Source organism: Pseudomonas sp. 8 R 14 (assembly GCF_900005955.1).
GTDB lineage: Bacteria > Pseudomonadota > Gammaproteobacteria > Pseudomonadales > Pseudomonadaceae > Aquipseudomonas > Aquipseudomonas marginalis.
Window position 1 is genome coordinate 83252 of the sequence record NZ_CVTH01000039.1, and the last position, 16054, is coordinate 99305.

Annotated in this window: 14 protein-coding genes, 1 tRNA gene and 2 rRNA genes; 2 read left to right on the forward strand and 15 right to left on the reverse strand. The window is 57.5% G+C overall.

What is annotated here, in order from left to right; genetic code table 11:
- Positions 1-42 precede the first annotated feature (42 nt).
- The 7 genes from hscB to trmJ all read right to left on the reverse strand — a co-directional run bounded on the left by hscB (position 43) and on the right by trmJ (position 5030).
- Positions 43-564 carry a co-chaperone HscB gene (gene hscB / locus BFQ01_RS07930; RefSeq protein WP_027605413.1) on the reverse strand — a complete coding sequence of 174 codons (522 nt, stop codon included), beginning with the start codon at positions 562-564 and terminating at the stop codon, positions 43-45.
- Positions 565-572: 8 nt separating this feature from the next.
- On the reverse strand, positions 573-896 hold the full coding sequence (iscA, locus tag BFQ01_RS07935; RefSeq protein WP_024077295.1) for an iron-sulfur cluster assembly protein IscA: 324 nt from the start codon (positions 894-896) through the stop codon (positions 573-575).
- A gap of 28 nt (positions 897-924) precedes the next feature.
- The gene (gene iscU / locus BFQ01_RS07940) at positions 925-1311 is read right to left on the reverse strand and encodes a Fe-S cluster assembly scaffold IscU (protein ID WP_003209682.1); all 387 of its coding nucleotides are present in this window, start codon (positions 1309-1311) and stop codon (positions 925-927) included.
- Between the two features lie 99 nt (positions 1312-1410).
- The gene (locus BFQ01_RS07945; protein WP_017530022.1) at positions 1411-2625 is read right to left on the reverse strand and encodes an IscS subfamily cysteine desulfurase; all 1215 of its coding nucleotides are present in this window, start codon (positions 2623-2625) and stop codon (positions 1411-1413) included.
- Positions 2626-2675: 50 nt separating this feature from the next.
- The gene (gene iscR, locus BFQ01_RS07950; RefSeq protein ID WP_003194020.1) at positions 2676-3167 is read right to left on the reverse strand and encodes a Fe-S cluster assembly transcriptional regulator IscR; all 492 of its coding nucleotides are present in this window, start codon (positions 3165-3167) and stop codon (positions 2676-2678) included.
- Positions 3168-3474: 307 nt separating this feature from the next.
- On the reverse strand, positions 3475-4257 hold the full coding sequence (gene cysE, locus BFQ01_RS07955; protein WP_065924871.1) for a serine O-acetyltransferase: 783 nt from the start codon (positions 4255-4257) through the stop codon (positions 3475-3477).
- Positions 4258-4259: 2 nt separating this feature from the next.
- Entirely contained in the window at positions 4260-5030 is a 771-nt protein-coding gene (gene trmJ / locus BFQ01_RS07960; RefSeq protein ID WP_027605410.1) for a tRNA (cytosine(32)/uridine(32)-2'-O)-methyltransferase TrmJ, read from the reverse strand.
- Positions 5031-5175: 145 nt separating this feature from the next.
- Between trmJ and suhB the strand changes: the two genes are divergently transcribed.
- On the forward strand, positions 5176-5991 hold the full coding sequence (gene suhB / locus BFQ01_RS07965) for a type III secretion system regulator SuhB (protein ID WP_003175971.1): 816 nt from the start codon (positions 5176-5178) through the stop codon (positions 5989-5991).
- A gap of 108 nt (positions 5992-6099) precedes the next feature.
- On the opposite strand, the gene BFQ01_RS07970 is transcribed toward suhB, so the two are convergent.
- From BFQ01_RS07970 to queA, 6 genes are all read right to left on the reverse strand, one after another.
- Positions 6100-6642, reverse strand: a complete 543-nt coding sequence (locus BFQ01_RS07970; RefSeq protein ID WP_015885750.1) for a glycine zipper 2TM domain-containing protein — start codon at positions 6640-6642, stop codon at positions 6100-6102.
- 124 nt (positions 6643-6766) lie between these two features.
- Positions 6767-7681 carry a protein translocase subunit SecF gene (secF, locus tag BFQ01_RS07975; protein ID WP_065924872.1) on the reverse strand — a complete coding sequence of 305 codons (915 nt, stop codon included), beginning with the start codon at positions 7679-7681 and terminating at the stop codon, positions 6767-6769.
- 9 nt (positions 7682-7690) lie between these two features.
- Positions 7691-9559 (reverse strand): protein translocase subunit SecD, encoded by a 1869-nt coding sequence (gene secD / locus BFQ01_RS07980; RefSeq protein ID WP_027605408.1) that lies wholly within the window; start codon positions 9557-9559, stop codon positions 7691-7693.
- 62 nt (positions 9560-9621) lie between these two features.
- Positions 9622-9960, reverse strand: a complete 339-nt coding sequence (gene yajC, locus BFQ01_RS07985) for a preprotein translocase subunit YajC (RefSeq protein ID WP_003175975.1) — start codon at positions 9958-9960, stop codon at positions 9622-9624.
- Positions 9961-10003: 43 nt separating this feature from the next.
- A complete protein-coding gene (tgt, locus tag BFQ01_RS07990; protein WP_003175976.1) occupies positions 10004-11119 on the reverse strand; it encodes a tRNA guanosine(34) transglycosylase Tgt in 1116 nt (371 codons plus the stop codon).
- Between the two features lie 5 nt (positions 11120-11124).
- Positions 11125-12174 carry a tRNA preQ1(34) S-adenosylmethionine ribosyltransferase-isomerase QueA gene (queA, locus tag BFQ01_RS07995; protein WP_065924873.1) on the reverse strand — a complete coding sequence of 350 codons (1050 nt, stop codon included), beginning with the start codon at positions 12172-12174 and terminating at the stop codon, positions 11125-11127.
- A 108-nt stretch (positions 12175-12282) separates the two neighbouring features.
- Between queA and BFQ01_RS08000 the strand changes: the two genes are divergently transcribed.
- Positions 12283-12367 (forward strand) — tRNA-Leu (locus BFQ01_RS08000).
- A gap of 338 nt (positions 12368-12705) precedes the next feature.
- On the opposite strand, the gene rrf is transcribed toward BFQ01_RS08000, so the two are convergent.
- Together rrf and BFQ01_RS08010 are read right to left on the reverse strand one after the other, a co-directional pair.
- A 5S ribosomal RNA gene (gene rrf, locus BFQ01_RS08005) occupies positions 12706-12821 on the reverse strand.
- Positions 12822-12973: 152 nt separating this feature from the next.
- Positions 12974-15865 (reverse strand): 23S ribosomal RNA (locus tag BFQ01_RS08010).
- Positions 15866-16054 lie beyond the last annotated feature (189 nt).

Consider the following 16054-nt stretch of genomic DNA (forward strand, 5'->3'; position numbering starts at 1 on the left):
CTTATCTGTCTATCAGGCGCGCATCACGGGCAGCACACTGGGTTAATCGTCGAGGCGCTCTTCCAGCTGGCGCACTTCGTAGGTGAGCTTGTCGAGGAACTGCATGCGCCGCATCAGGCGCTCGGCCTGTTCACGTTGCGCTGCATCGTCCCAACAGGCTGCGAAGCTTTCGTTGAGCTCATCCTGGGCAACTTTCAGACGACGCTTGAAGACCGCGACACCCGCCACATCGGCTTCGTCCTGCAGGTCTTCGAGCTCTTCACGCCACTGCATCTGCTGCATCAGGAAGTCCGGGTCGTGCACGGTCACTTCCAGGGGCAACTCGCCACCGTTCATCGCGAGCAGGTAACGCGCGCGCTTCGGTGGGCTTTTGAGCGTCTGATAGGCTTCGTTGAGGCTGGCCGATTGCTCCAGCGCCAAGCGCTGCTCACGCTCGGAAGCGTCAGCGAAGCGGTCCGGATGCACCCCACGCGCCAATTCTCGGTAGCGCGTGGCAAGCTGCTCGAGGTCCAGCCGAAAACTCGGCTGCAGCTCGAATAAAGCGAAATGACAAGGAGTACCCACGAATAGCCTCAGATGTTGAAGCTTTCGCCGCAGCCACATTCACCGCGTACGTTGGGGTTGTTGAACTTGAAGCCTTCGTTCAACCCTTCCTTGACGAAATCGAGTTCGGTGCCGTCCAGGTAAGTCAGGCTTTTAGGGTCGATGATCACTTTCTCGCCGTGACTTTCGAACACCTGGTCCTCATCAACCACCTCGTCGACGAACTCCAGCACATAGGCAAGGCCGGAGCAGCCCGTGGTGCGAACACCCAGACGAATCCCCTCACCTTTACCGCGCCCATCCAGGGAGCGTCGCACGTGCCGCGCAGCCGCTTCTGTCATGCTGATAGCCATCGTTGACTCCTTACTCGTCGCCAAATGCTTAGATCAAGCCTTTCTTCTGCTTGTAGTCGCGAACGGCCGCCTTGATGGCGTCTTCTGCGAGCACGGAGCAGTGGATTTTCACTGGAGGCAGGGCCAGTTCTTCGGCCAGCTGGGTATTGCTGATAGTCACAGCCTCATCCAGGGTCTTGCCTTTCATCCATTCGGTCGCCAGGGAGCTGGAGGCGATGGCCGAACCGCAGCCGTAAGTCTTGAACTTGGCGTCTTCGATAACGCCAGCTTCGTTGACCTTGATCTGCAGGCGCATTACATCGCCGCACGCCGGAGCGCCGACCATGCCGGTGCCGACATCAGGGTCTTCCGCGTTCATCTTGCCGACGTTGCGCGGGTTTTCGTAGTGGTCGATGACCTTTTCGCTGTAAGCCATGGTACTGAATCCTCACTCATCAGGGCCGCTCTGGAACCCTGTAAAAACGCCTGCGTTTACCGCCACGTTCCTACAGAGCTTGGGTGGCGGCTTCTATAGTTAGTGTGCCGCCCACTCGATCTTGGAAATATCGACACCGTCTTTGTACATGTCCCACAGCGGCGACAGGACGCGCAGCTTGTTGACGGCTTCGCAAACCTTCTGCGCGGCGTAGTCGACTTGCTCTTCGGTGGTGAAGCGGCCGAACGTAAAGCGGATCGAGCTGTGTGCCAGTTCGTCGTTGCGGCCCAGGGCGCGCAGTACGTACGAAGGCTCAAGCGAAGCCGAGGTACAGGCCGAGCCGGACGAAACCGCCAGGTCCTTGAGCGCCATGATCAGCGACTCGCCTTCGACATAGTTGAAGCTCAAATTCAGGTTGTGCGGTACACGGGCAGTCATGCTGCCGTTGATGTACAGCTCTTCAAGGTTCTCGACCTGCTTGTAGAAGCGATCGCTCAGGGCCTTGATACGTACGTTTTCGGCAGCCATGTCTTCCTTGGCTACGCGGAAGGCTTCGCCCATGCCGACGATCTGGTGGGTCGCCAGGGTGCCCGAACGCATGCCGCGCTCGTGACCGCCGCCGTGCATGGTGGCTTCGATGCGCACGCGTGGCTTGCGGCTCACGTACAGTGCGCCGATGCCTTTGGGGCCATAGGTCTTGTGGGCCGAGAACGACATCAGGTCGACTTTCAGCTTGGACAGGTCGATATCGACCTTGCCGGTGGACTGAGCAGCGTCGACGTGCAGCAGGATGCCTTTGGAGCGAGTCAGCTCGCCGATGGCCGCGATGTCGTTGATGGTACCGATCTCGTTATTCACGTGGATCACGGAAACCAGGATGGTGTCTTCACGCAGCGCGGCTTCGATCATGGCCGGGGTGACGATACCGTCGGTGGTTGGCTCAAGGTAAGTGACCTCGAAACCTTCACGCTCCAGTTGGCGCATGGTGTCGAGGACAGCCTTGTGCTCAATCTTGGTGGTGATCAGGTGCTTGCCTTTGGTCGCGTAGAAATGCGCCGCGCCCTTGATAGCCAGGTTGTCGGACTCGGTGGCACCGGAGGTCCAGACGATTTCACGCGGATCTGCGCCAACCAGGTCGGCAACCTGGCGACGAGCGTTCTCGACCGCTTCCTCGGCTTTCCAGCCGAAAACGTGGGAACGGGAGGCCGGGTTGCCGAAGTTTCCGTCGACCAGCAGGCACTCGCTCATCTTTTGCGCGACACGCGGATCAACCGGGGTGGTCGCTGAGTAATCAAGGTAAATCGGCAATTTCATGGACTTTCTCCTAAATCAGGCTGGCTGGCGTGCCGTTAGCTCTTCGGCTGTCACTCGACGGCGGACGCTTCGATCTTGTCCAGACGCGGCGCCTTGGTATTGCAACGGCGCTGGTCCTGACGCTGGGCTACTTCTTGCACCTCACGGCGAGTCACAAGATCAGCCAAGCTGATACCACTCAAAAACTCATGGATCTGCAGGCTCAAGTCACACCACAAGTGGTGCGTCAGGCAGGTGTCGCCGGCGTGGCAGTCACCCAGGCCCTGGCACTTGGTCGCGTCGACGGATTCGTTGACCGCGTCGATCACCTGGGCCACCTGGATGCCCTGCATGTCGCGGGACAGCTGATAGCCGCCGCCCGGCCCACGCACACTGGAGACCAGATTGCTACGGCGCAACTTGGCGAACAGCTGCTCAAGGTAGGACAGGGAAATGCCTTGGCGCTCGGAGATATCGGCCAGGGACACCGGCCCAGTTTGCGCGTGCAAGGCCAAATCAAGCATGGCGGTCACCGCGTATCGGCCTTTTGTAGTCAGTCTCATGGACAAGTACCAAGGTGTTTCAGAATGGGAGCAAGTATGCGATTCCCGAGTATTTAAGTCAACTATAAGACCTAGTACTTTAGTCAGGATTACCCGTAAAAAGGGCGCGCGAATCATAGCAGGACGGGGCGAGGACGAACAGCGGCAGCGCGGCGATGGCTCGATATCGAGACCAATGGAGATCACATGTGGGAGGGGGCTTGCCCCCGATAGCGGTGGATCAGTCAATATATTGGGTGACTGACAGATGGCCATCGGGGGGGGGGGGGCAAGCCTCCCACATGGGCCTAGCAGCAAATGTGAGATCTCAGCCAGCTTTGGTGGCGGGCTCACTCTTGATCTCGGCGAAGTCCTCTTCGCGCAGCTCAGGCAGGTCTTTCGCACAGTAGCTGCTGCCCAATTCCTTCAGCGCGCCGCACATACCGTCCAGCTTGCCGTCCACCGCTTGCAGGTGGTCAAGCAACTGGCCGATGGCGCGCGCGACAGGGTCGGGCATGTCTTCGCTGACACCGTAGGCATCGAAACCGATTTTTTCGGCCATGGCCTTGCGCTTGGCTTCCTGCTCATCGCCCACTTCCGGCTTGACGATGATCCGCCCCGGAATCCCCACTACAGTGGCGCCGGCCGGCACGGCCTTGGTCACCACGGCGTTGGAGCCGACTTTGGCGCCAGCGCCTACGGTGAACGGACCAAGCACCTTGGCGCCCGCACCCACCACCACACCATCCTCCAGCGTCGGGTGGCGCTTACCCTTGTTCCAGCTGGTGCCGCCCAATGTCACGCCTTGGTAGAGGGTCACGTCGTCACCAATCTCGGCAGTCTCGCCAATGACGATGCCCATACCGTGATCGATAAAGAAGCGACGTCCCACCTTGGCACCTGGGTGAATCTCGATCCCGGTCAACCAGCGGCCGAAGTTCGACACCAGCCGCGCCAACCATTTCCAGCCCATATTCCACAAGGCGCCGGACAGGCGATGGATCCAGATCGCGTGCATGCCCGGGTAGCAGGTCAGCACCTCAAAGGCGTTGCGCGCCGCCGGGTCACGATGGAAAACACTCTGGATATCTTCTCGCAAACGCTCGAACATTTTTAATCCTTCCGCTTAAGAAGCTCGCCACGGGCCGCTTTCTGGGTTTCCGTGAGGATGCCACGCAATATATTCATTTCCGCTCGACTGACCGAGCTGCGCCCGTACAGGCGGCGCAGGCGCGCCATCAAGTGCCGAGGTTTTTCCGGATCGAGGAATTCGATGGCCACCAGGGTTTGCTCCAGGTGCTCATAGAACCGCTCCAGCTCGTCCATGGTGGCCAGTTCGCCACTCTTGGTCGACGCCACTTCATCCTTCTCTACCTTGCTCGGCTGCCCTTCAGCGGCCAGCCAGGCCATGCGCACTTCGTAACTCAACACCTGCACCGCTGCCCCGAGGTTCAGCGAACTGAACCCAGGGTCTGATGGAATGTGCACGTGATAATGACATCGTTGCAGCTCTTCATTGGTGAGGCCGGAGTCTTCACGGCCGAATACCAGGGCGATTTCAGCACCGCCGGCCGCCTCTTCCACTACCTTGGTACCGCACTCACGCGGATCCAGCAGCGGCCAGGGGATGCGGCGGTCACGGGCGCTGGTGCCAAGCACCAGGTTGCAGCCGACCAAGGCGTCTTCCAGAGTGGCGACCACCTGGGCTTTTTCCAGGATGTCATTGGCGCCGGATGCGCGGGCATCGGCCTCGTGGTGCGGGAACACGCGCGGTTCGACCAGCACCAGGCGCGTCAGCCCCATGTTTTTCATGGCTCGCGCCACCCCGCCGATATTGCCGGGATGACTGGTATTGACCAAGACGACACGAATGTTTTGCAGCAAGGTAGGCGCTCTCGGACACGGGAAAGGGGAGCAAATCTTACAGAACAGCCTAAGGTTATGCCATGAAAGCTAACGTCGTCCTTCACCTGAAGAAAGTTTCTGCTAGAATGCTCGGCTTTCTTTAACAACCTTAGGTGACACATCCATGCAGCCCATGCTGAATATCGCGCTGCGCGCCGCCCGCAGCGCCAGTGAATTGATCTTCCGCTCCATCGAGCGCCTGGATACCATCAAGGTCGACGAAAAAGACGCCAAGGATTATGTGTCCGAGGTGGATCGCGCCGCTGAACAGAAGATCATCGACGCGCTGCGCAAGGCCTACCCTACCCACGGCATCCTCGGCGAGGAAACCGGCCTGCACAAAGGCAGCGGCGAAGGCGAAGACTACCTGTGGATCATCGACCCACTGGATGGCACCACCAACTTCCTGCGCGGCATCCCGCACTTTGCCGTCAGCATTGCCTGCAAATACCGTGGCCGCCTGGAACACGCTGTAGTACTCGATCCTGTTCGCCAGGAAGAATTCACCGCCAGCCGTGGCCGTGGTGCCCAACTGAACGGTCGTCGCCTGCGCGTCAGCGGTCGCACCAGCCTGGATGGCGCCCTGCTGGGTACCGGCTTCCCGTTCCGTGACGACCAGATGGACAACCTGGAGAACTACCTGGGCATGTTCCGCGCCCTGGTTGGCCAGACTGCCGGCATCCGTCGTGCTGGCGCGGCCAGCCTGGACCTGGCCTATGTGGCTGCCGGTCGTTTTGATGCGTTCTGGGAGTCGGGCCTGTCCGAGTGGGACATGGCTGCAGGCGCCCTACTGATCCAAGAGGCCGGCGGCCTGGTGAGCGACTTCACCGGCGGTCATGACTTCCTGGAAAAAGGCCACGTCGTTGCCGGCAACACCAAATGCTTCAAGGCAGTACTGACGGCGATCCAGCCGCACCTGCCGGCTTCGCTGAAGCGCTAAGCGAGCGAGCAAAAAAAAGCACCCTGCGGGGTGCTTTTTTTATGCCTGGGATTTGCTTGGTGTGAGCTTAAATACCAACACCACCACAAATCAAATACAAGAGAAGACTTACTGCTGGTTCTGGCCCAGGACGAGACGCCCTTCCTTGTCGACTGGAATCTGGCCGCCCGGATCACGATCCATGCGCACCGAACCTTCCTTGCCATCCAAGGTGTAACGCACGTCATAGCCAACGACCTTGTCACTGATGTCGTTGACGGTGTTACAGCGAGTCTGGGTGGTGGTATAGGTATCGCGGTTCTGCATACCTTCCTGAACCTTGTTACCGGCGTAACCACCACCGACCGCACCGGCCACAGTGGCCAGCTTCTTGCCGTTACCGCCACCGACCTGGTTACCCAACAGGCCACCGGCCAGCGCACCAACCACCGTACCGACGATCTGATGTTGATCCTGCACCGGCTTCTGCCGGGTCACTGCGACGTCCTTGCAGACTTCGCGAGGTGTTTTAATCTGGGTTTTCACCGGCTGCACCGCCAGCACTTGCGCATACTCAGGGCCGCTTTTTACCAGGCTGTAGGTGGCAACAGCACCCCCGGCAGTTACACCGACAGCACCCAATACCGCACCAACCAGTAACGACTTGTTCACGTTGAACCTCCTGACCATCACAAACGGACCGAAAGATCCGCGCTATACCCAGCCTTGGAGCAAAAAAAAAGGCACGAGTTCAATACTCGTGCCCTTTTTGTAACAGCAGATCAACAAGCGCCCCTCAAGGACGGTCGTCGACCTCCTTGCCAGTGGCGGCAGGAGGGATCAGGTCTTCGCTGTTGAGGTTCAGCCAGATCAGCACCACGTTGGCGATGTAGATCGACGAGTAGGTGCCTGCCAGGACGCCGATGAACAGCGCCAGGGAGAAGCCCCACAGGTTGTCGCCACCGAAGATCATCAGCGCCGCGATCGCCAGCAAGGTGGAGATCGACGTCGCCATGGTCCGCAGCAGGGTCTGGGTGGTGGAGATGTTGATGTTCTCGATCAGCGACGCCTTGCGCAGTACGCGGAAGTTCTCGCGAACCCGGTCGAATACCACGATGGTGTCATTGAGGGAGTAACCAATGATCGCCAGCACGGCCGCCAGCACGGTCAGGTCGAAGGTGATCTGGAAGTACGCCAGGATACCCACGGTCACGATCACGTCGTGGATCAGCGACACAATGGCGCCGACACCGAACTTCCACTGAAAGCGGAAAGCCAGGTAGATCATGATACCGACCAGCGCCATCAGCATGCCGAGGCCGCCCTGGTCGCGCAGCTCTTCACCCACTTGCGGGCCCACGAACTCGACGCGCTTGACCGACGCAGGGTTGTCACCACCCACCTTCTGCAAGGCTTCGGCTACCTGGTGACCCAGTTGCGGGTCTTCGCCAGGCATGCGCACCAGCAGGTCGGTGGTCGCACCGAAGCTCTGCACGATGGCTTCGTGATAGCCGGCCTTGACCAGTTCACTGCGTACCAGGGTGACGTCGGCGGGCTTCTCGTAGGTCAGCTCGATGAGCGTACCGCCGGTGAAGTCCAGACCGTAGTTCAGGCCCTTATGGAACCAGCTGAACAACGCCAGAACGGTAAGGAGCAAGGTGACGCCGAACGCAATGTTGCGAACGCCCATGAAGTTGATTGTACGTAACATGGCAGCCCCTTAAATCCACAACTTCTTGAAGTCACGCCCGCCAAAGATCAGGTTGACCATTGCGCGGGTCACCATGATGGCCGTGAACATCGAGGTAAAGATACCGAGGGACATGGTTACCGCAAAACCTTTGACCGGGCCGGTGCCCATGGCAAAGAGAATCCCGCCAACCAGCAATGTGGTCAGGTTGGAGTCGAGAATCGCGGTAAATGCCCGGCCGAAGCCTTCGTTGATTGCACGCTGTACGGTCATGCCGGCGGCGATCTCTTCACGAATCCGCGAGAAGATCAGCACGTTGGCGTCTACCGCCATACCCATGGTGAGTACGATACCGGCGATACCTGGCAAGGTCAGCGTAGCGCCCAGCAGCGACATCAGGGCCAGCAGCATCACCATGTTGCCCGCCAGGGCCACGGTGGCAATGATGCCGAAGAAGCGGTAGATGGCGATGATGAACAGCGACACGAACAGCATGCCCCACAAGGCCGCGTCGATACCCTTGGTGATGTTGTCGGCACCCAGGCTCGGGCCGATGGTACGTTCTTCAGCGAAGTACATCGGCGCAGCCAGGCCACCGGCACGCAGCAACAGGGCCAGCTCCGAGGATTCGCCCTGGCCGTTCAGGCCGGTGATGCGGAATTGAGCACCCAGCGGCGACTGGATGGTCGCCAGGCTGATGATCTTCTTCTCTTCCTTGAAGGTCTGCACCGGTACGTCTTTCTCGACGCCGTTGACCATTTGCTTGGTGTAGGTGGTCACCGGGCGCTGCTCGATGAAGATCACCGCCATGCTGCGACCAACGTTGCTGCGCGTGGCGCGGCTCATCAGTTCGCCGCCGTGGCCATCCAGGCGGATGTTCACTTCAGGGGTACCGTGCTCGCCGAAACCGGCCTTGGCGTCGGTCACCTGGTCACCGGTGATGATCAAGCCACGCTCGATCAGCGCCGGAGGACGGTTGCCTTCACGGAACTCGAACTCTTCGGAAGTTGCACGGGAAGCACCCGGCTCAGCCGCAAGACGGAACTCCAGGTTGGCGGTTTTACCCAGGATACGCTTGGCTTCAGCGGTGTCCTGCACGCCCGGCAGCTCAACCACGATGCGGTTGGCGCCCTGACGCTGAACAATCGGCTCGGCCACACCCAGCTCGTTGACGCGGTTACGTACCGTGGTCAAGTTCTGCTTGATGGAGTATTCGCGGATTTCCGCGATTTTGGCCGGGCTCATCGCCAGACGCAGTACCGCCTGACCATTCAGGTCGGCCGGTACGATGTCGAAATCGTTGAAGTTCTTGCGGATCAGCGCACGGGCCTGTTCACGGGAGGCCTCGTCAGAGAAGCCCAGCTGGATGGCACCGTTGAGCTGCGGCAGGCTGCGATAACGCAGCTTCTCTTTACGCAGCAGGCTCTTCACGTCGCCTTCATAGACCTTCAGGCGTGCGTCGAGGGCTTTGTCCATGTCGACTTCCAGCAGGAAGTGCACACCACCGGACAAGTCCAGACCCAGCTTCATCGGGTGCGCGCCAATGCTGCGCAACCACTGTGGCGTGGTCTGTGCCAGGTTCAGGGCAACAACGTAATCGTCACCCATGGCCTTGCGTACGACATCTTTTGCCGGCAATTGGTCTTCTTGCTTGGTCAGGCGCAACAACCCGCCCTTCGCACCAGCTGCCAATGTTGCCGCTTTAACCTGGATACCCGCGTCGGCCAGCGCCTTGCTCGCGCGCTCCAGGTCAGCCTGGTTGACCTGCAGCGAAGTGCTGGCGCCAGTGATCTGGATCGCCGGGTCATCAGGGTAAAGATTGGGAGCGGAATAAATAAAACCGATCGCCAGCACCGCCAGGATCAGTACGTATTTCCACAGAGGGTATTTGTTCAGCATCACGCCGCCCGCTTATAACGCGGGGCGCCTTGCGCGCCCCGTCGATTGGTAAAGGTTGGAACTTAGATCGCTTTGAGCGTGCCTTTTGGCAGCGTGGCGGCGATGGCGCCCTTCTGGAACTTCATTTCCACGGTGTCGGACACTTCCAGAACCACGAAAGCATCGGAAACCTTGGTGATCTTGCCCGCGATGCCGCCGGTGGTCACGACTTCGTCGCCTTTCTGCAGGCTGCCCAGCAGGTTCTTCTGCTCTTTGGCACGCTTGGCCTGTGGACGCCAGATCATCAGGTAGAAGATGACCAGGAAGCCGACCAGGAAAATCCACTCGAAACCACCGCCCATAGGGCCGGCAGCAGCAGGCGCAGCGGCGTCAGCCATGGCGTTAGAGATAAAAAAGCTCATTTAGCACTCCAGTTGCAAATAGTGAATCTTAGGGTCGGAAAACTCAGTCCAAGGGCGGCACAGGGAGCCCGCGCTTGGCATAGAAGGCATCGACGAAGGCGGCCAATGTACCCTGTTGAATAGCCTCGCGCAAACCAGCCATCAGGACTTGGTAGTGACGCAAATTGTGGATGGTATTCAACATGCTACCCAGCATTTCCCCGCATTTGTCCAGATGGTGCAGATAAGCACGGGAGAAGTTCTGGCAGGTGTAGCAATCACAGGTGGGATCCAGCGGCGAATCATCATGGCGATGGAACGCGTTACGGATCTTGAGCACGCCTGTATCGATGAACAGATGCCCATTGCGGGCATTACGGGTTGGCATCACGCAATCGAACATGTCCACACCGCGGCGCACACCCTCTACGAGATCTTCGGGTTTGCCAACGCCCATAAGGTAACGAGGTTTGTCAGCGGGCATCAGGCCTGGCAGGTAGTCCAGTACCTTGATCATCTCGTGCTTGGGTTCGCCCACCGACAAACCGCCGATGGCCAGGCCGTCAAAACCGATCTTGTCGAGGCCTTCCAGCGAGCGTTTGCGCAGGCTTTCATGCATGCCGCCCTGGACAATGCCAAACAGCGCCGCGGTGTTGTCGCCATGGGCATTCTTCGAACGCTGGGCCCAACGCAGGGACAGCTCCATGGAAATCCGCGCGACGTCCTCATCAGCCGGGTACGGTGTGCACTCGTCGAAAATCATCACGATGTCCGAGCCCAGGTCGCGTTGCACCTGCATGGACTCTTCCGGGCCCATGAATACCTTGGAACCGTCCACCGGCGAGGCGAAGGTCACGCCCTCCTCCTTGATCTTGCGCATGGCGCCCAGGCTGAACACCTGGAAACCACCCGAGTCCGTGAGGATCGGGCCTTGCCACTTCATGAAGTCATGCAGGTCGCCATGCTTCTTGATCACTTCAGTGCCTGGACGCAGCCACAGGTGGAAGGTGTTGCCGAGGATGATCTCGGCGCCGGTGGCGACGATGTCACGCGGCAGCATGCCTTTAACGGTGCCGTAGGTGCCCACGGGCATGAATGCCGGGGTCTCTACCGTACCGCGCGGAAACGTCAGGCGACCGCGACGGGCTTTGCCGTCGGTGGCGAGCAATTCAAACGACATACGACTCATAGTTGTTCCTCTGGGCCGCGCGGCGCCGGATTACGGGTGATAAACATCGCATCACCGTAGCTGAAAAAACGGTATCCATTGTCGATGGCTGCTTTGTACGCCGCCATTGTTTCGGGATAACCCGCGAAGGCCGACACCAGCATCAATAGCGTGGATTCCGGCAAATGGAAGTTGGTCACCAGGCAGTCGACCACATGGAACGGCCGGCCTGGGTAAATAAAGATATCGGTGTCGCCACTGAACGGTTTGAGCACGCCATCACGCGCCGCGCTCTCAAGGGAGCGCACGCTGGTGGTGCCCACCGCAACCACCCGCCCGCCGCGCGCCTTGCAGGCGCTAACTGCGTCCACGACGTCCTGGCTGACTTCCAGCCATTCGCTATGCATATGGTGGTCTTCGATGTTATCCACACGCACCGGCTGAAACGTGCCGGCCCCCACGTGCAGGGTCACATAGGCGGTCTCGACGCCCTTGGCGGCAATCGCATCCAGCAGCAGTTGGTCAAAATGCAGCCCGGCAGTCGGCGCGGCCACGGCACCGAGGCGCTGGGAATAGACCGTTTGATAGCGCTCACGGTCCGAGTCTTCGTCGGGGCGGTCGATATAAGGAGGCAATGGCATATGACCGACGCGCTCCAGCAACGGCAAAACCTCTTCGGCGAACCGGAGTTCGAACAGCGCATCATGACGCGCTACCATCTCGGCTTCACCGCCACCCTCGACGAGGATGCTCGAACCCGGTTTCGGCGACTTGCTGGAGCGTACATGGGCCAGCACACGATGGCTGTCCAACACCCGTTCCACCAGAATTTCCAACTTGCCGCCGGATGCTTTCTGGCCAAACAGCCGTGCCGGGATGACCCGGGTATTGTTGAACACCATCAGATCGCCCGGACGCAAATGCTCAAGCAAATCAGTGAATTGACGGTGTGCGAGGGTGCCGCTGGCCCCGTCCAGGGTCAGCAGTCGACTGGCGCGACGCTCGGCCAAAGGGTGGCGAGCAATCAGCGAATCCGGGAGTTCAAAAGTAAAGTCAGCAACGCGCATGATGGGGTTCGTCTAGCAGGGCCGGGAAGTCTAGCGGAAATAGTGAAAATAGACCATGAAACGTGATTGACCAACGGTAATCTCATCTCTATACTTCGCCGCCATTGAGCCCTGATGGCGGAATTGGTAGACGCGGCGGATTCAAAATCCGTTTTCGAAAGGAGTGGGAGTTCGAGTCTCCCTCGGGGCACCATCTTAAAGAAAGACCTTGAATTTCAAGGTCTTTTTTTTCGTCTGCAGAAAAGCGCCCTGAGGCCGCGACAGCTCCCAGAGAGCGAGATAGCGCGACTCCCCTTCATATCATCATAAAGTCCAGCAGGCCCACTCACAGGCCTTTGCGAGGACGCTAAAACGACCCTTGGTTAACCCTGGACCCACCCAAAGTACTGCTAGCGCTTCGAACGGAGATCCTGTTTCCTTTAATGGGCATGGACTTTAGCACTGAAGCCCCTCCCGAGGCGCCTCTTCGCACTTTCCGACCGCCCAAAACAAAACCCCATCTGCTCTCGCAAATGGGGTTTCGGAATTTAATCTTGACGATGACCTACTCTCACATGGGGAAACCCCACACTACCATCGGCGATGCATCGTTTCACTGCTGAGTTCGGGATGGGATCAGGTGGTTCCAATGCTCTATGGTCGTCAAGAAATTCGGGTACTGAGTCGTGGCCAGCTGGCCTCGCTTCAGCAAATTGGGTATGTGACAGCTGTCGGTGTTTTGTGAAATCTCGAACTTTCGGTTCATTGCGTCTTCACACACCGCAATCTGGCCTTTCGACGCAAATTGCTTGGGTGTTATATGGTCAAGCCTCACGGGCAATTAGTATTGGTTAGCTCAACGCCTCACAGCGCTTACACACCCAACCTATCAACGTCGTAGTCTTCGACGGCCCTTCAGGGGACTCAAGGTCCCAGTGAGATCTCATCTTGAGGCTAGTTTCCCGCTTAGATGCTTTCAGCGGTTATCTATTCCGAACATAGCTACCCGGCAATGCCACTGGCGTGACAACCGGAACACCAGAGGTTCGTCCACTCCGGTCCTCTCGTACTAGGAGCAGCCCCTCTCAAATCTCAAACGTCCACGGCAGATAGGGACCGAACTGTCTCACGACGTTCTAAACCCAGCTCGCGTACCACTTTAAATGGCGAACAGCCATACCCTTGGGACCGGCTTCAGCCCCAGGATGTGATGAGCCGACATCGAGGTGCCAAACACCGCCGTCGATATGAACTCTTGGGCGGTATCAGCCTGTTATCCCCGGAGTACCTTTTATCCGTTGAGCGATGGCCCTTCCATACAGAACCACCGGATCACTAAGACCTACTTTCGTACCTGCTCGACGTGTCTGTCTCGCAGTCAAGCGCGCTTTTGCCTTTATACTCTACGACCGATTTCCGACCGGTCTGAGCGCACCTTCGTACTCCTCCGTTACTCTTTAGGAGGAGACCGCCCCAGTCAAACTACCCACCATACACTGTCCTCGATCCGGATAACGGACCTGAGTTAGAACCTCAAAGTTGCCAGGGTGGTATTTCAAGGTTGGCTCCACGCAGACTGGCGTCCACGCTTCAAAGCCTCCCACCTATCCTACACAAGCAAATTCAAAGTCCAGTGCAAAGCTATAGTAAAGGTTCACGGGGTCTTTCCGTCTAGCCGCGGATACACTGCATCTTCACAGCGATTTCAATTTCACTGAGTCTCGGGTGGAGACAGCGCCGCCATCGTTACGCCATTCGTGCAGGTCGGAACTTACCCGACAAGGAATTTCGCTACCTTAGGACCGTTATAGTTACGGCCGCCGTTTACCGGGGCTTCGATCAAGAGCTTCGCGTTAGCTAACCCCATCAATTAACCTTCCGGCACCGGGCAGGCGTCACACCCTATACGTCCACTTTCGTGTTTGCAGAGTGCTGTGTTTTTAATAAACAGTCGCAGCGGCCTGGTATCTTCGACCGGCATGAGCTTACGGAGCAAGTCCTTCACCCTCACCGGCGCACCTTCTCCCGAAGTTACGGTGCCATTTTGCCTAGTTCCTTCACCCGAGTTCTCTCAAGCGCCTTGGTATTCTCTACCCAACCACCTGTGTCGGTTTGGGGTACGGTTCCTGGTTACCTGAAGCTTAGAAGCTTTTCTTGGAAGCATGGCATCAACCACTTCGTTAACTAAAAGTTAACTCGTCATCAGCTCTCGGCCTTAGAATCCCGGATTTACCTAAGATTCCAGCCTACCACCTTAAACTTGGACAACCAACGCCAAGCTGGCCTAGCCTTCTCCGTCCCTCCATCGCAATAACCAGAAGTACAGGAATATTAACCTGTTTTCCATCGACTACGCTTTTCAGCCTCGCCTTAGGGACCGACTAACCCTGCGTCGATTAACGTTGCGCAGGAAACCTTGGTCTTTCGGCGTGGGTGTTTTTCACACCCATTATCGTTACTCATGTCAGCATTCGCACTTCTGATACCTCCAGCAAGCTTCTCAACTCACCTTCACAGGCTTACAGAACGCTCCTCTACCGCATCACTTACGTGATACCCGTAGCTTCGGTGTATGGTTTGAGCCCCGTTACATCTTCCGCGCAGGCCGACTCGACTAGTGAGCTATTACGCTTTCTTTAAAGGGTGGCTGCTTCTAAGCCAACCTCCTAGCTGTCTAAGCCTTCCCACATCGTTTCCCACTTAACCATAACTTTGGGACCTTAGCTGACGGTCTGGGTTGTTTCCCTTTTCACGACGGACGTTAGCACCCGCCGTGTGTCTCCCATGCTCGGCACTTGTAGGTATTCGGAGTTTGCATCGGTTTGGTAAGTCGGGATGACCCCCTAGCCGAAACAGTGCTCTACCCCCTACAGTGATACATGAGGCGCTACCTAAATAGCTTTCGAGGAGAACCAGCTATCTCCGAGCTTGATTAGCCTTTCACTCCGATCCACAGGTCATCCGCTAACTTTTCAACGGTAGTCGGTTCGGTCCTCCAGTTAGTGTTACCCAACCTTCAACCTGCCCATGGATAGATCGCCCGGTTTCGGGTCTATTCCCAGCGACTAGACGCCCTATTAAGACTCGCTTTCGCTACGCCTCCCCTATTCGGTTAAGCTCGCCACTGAAAATAAGTCGCTGACCCATTATACAAAAGGTACGCAGTCACCCAACAAAGTGGGCTCCCACTGCTTGTACGCATACGGTTTCAGGATCTATTTCACTCCCCTCTCCGGGGTTCTTTTCGCCTTTCCCTCACGGTACTAGTTCACTATCGGTCAGTCAGTAGTATTTAGCCTTGGAGGATGGTCCCCCCATATTCAGACAAAGTTTCTCGTGCTCCGTCCTACTCGATTTCATGACTAAGAGATTTTCGCGTACAGGGCTATCACCCACTATGGCCGCACTTTCCAGAGCGTTCCGCTAATCTCAAAGCCACTTAAGGGCTAGTCCCCGTTCGCTCGCCACTACTAAGGGAATCTCGGTTGATTTCTTTTCCTCAGGGTACTTAGATGTTTCAGTTCCCCTGGTTCGCCTCTTGCACCTATGTATTCAGTACAAGATAACCATCTTATGATGGCTGGGTTCCCCCATTCAGACATCTCCGGATCAAAGTCTGTTTGCCGACTCCCCGAAGCTTTTCGCAGGCTACCACGTCTTTCATCGCCTCTGACTGCCAAGGCATCCACCGTATGCGCTTCTTCACTTGACCATATAACCCCAAGCAATCTGGTTATACTATGAAGACGACATTCGCCGAAAATTCGATCATACTCAATTAAGAGCCACTCACAAATTTTACCTTAGCCTGAGCCGTTACCAGTGAAAGTAACGTTCAGTCTATCTTTCTATCACATACCCAAATTTTTAAAGAACGATCTAATCAAAGACTAGAAATCAA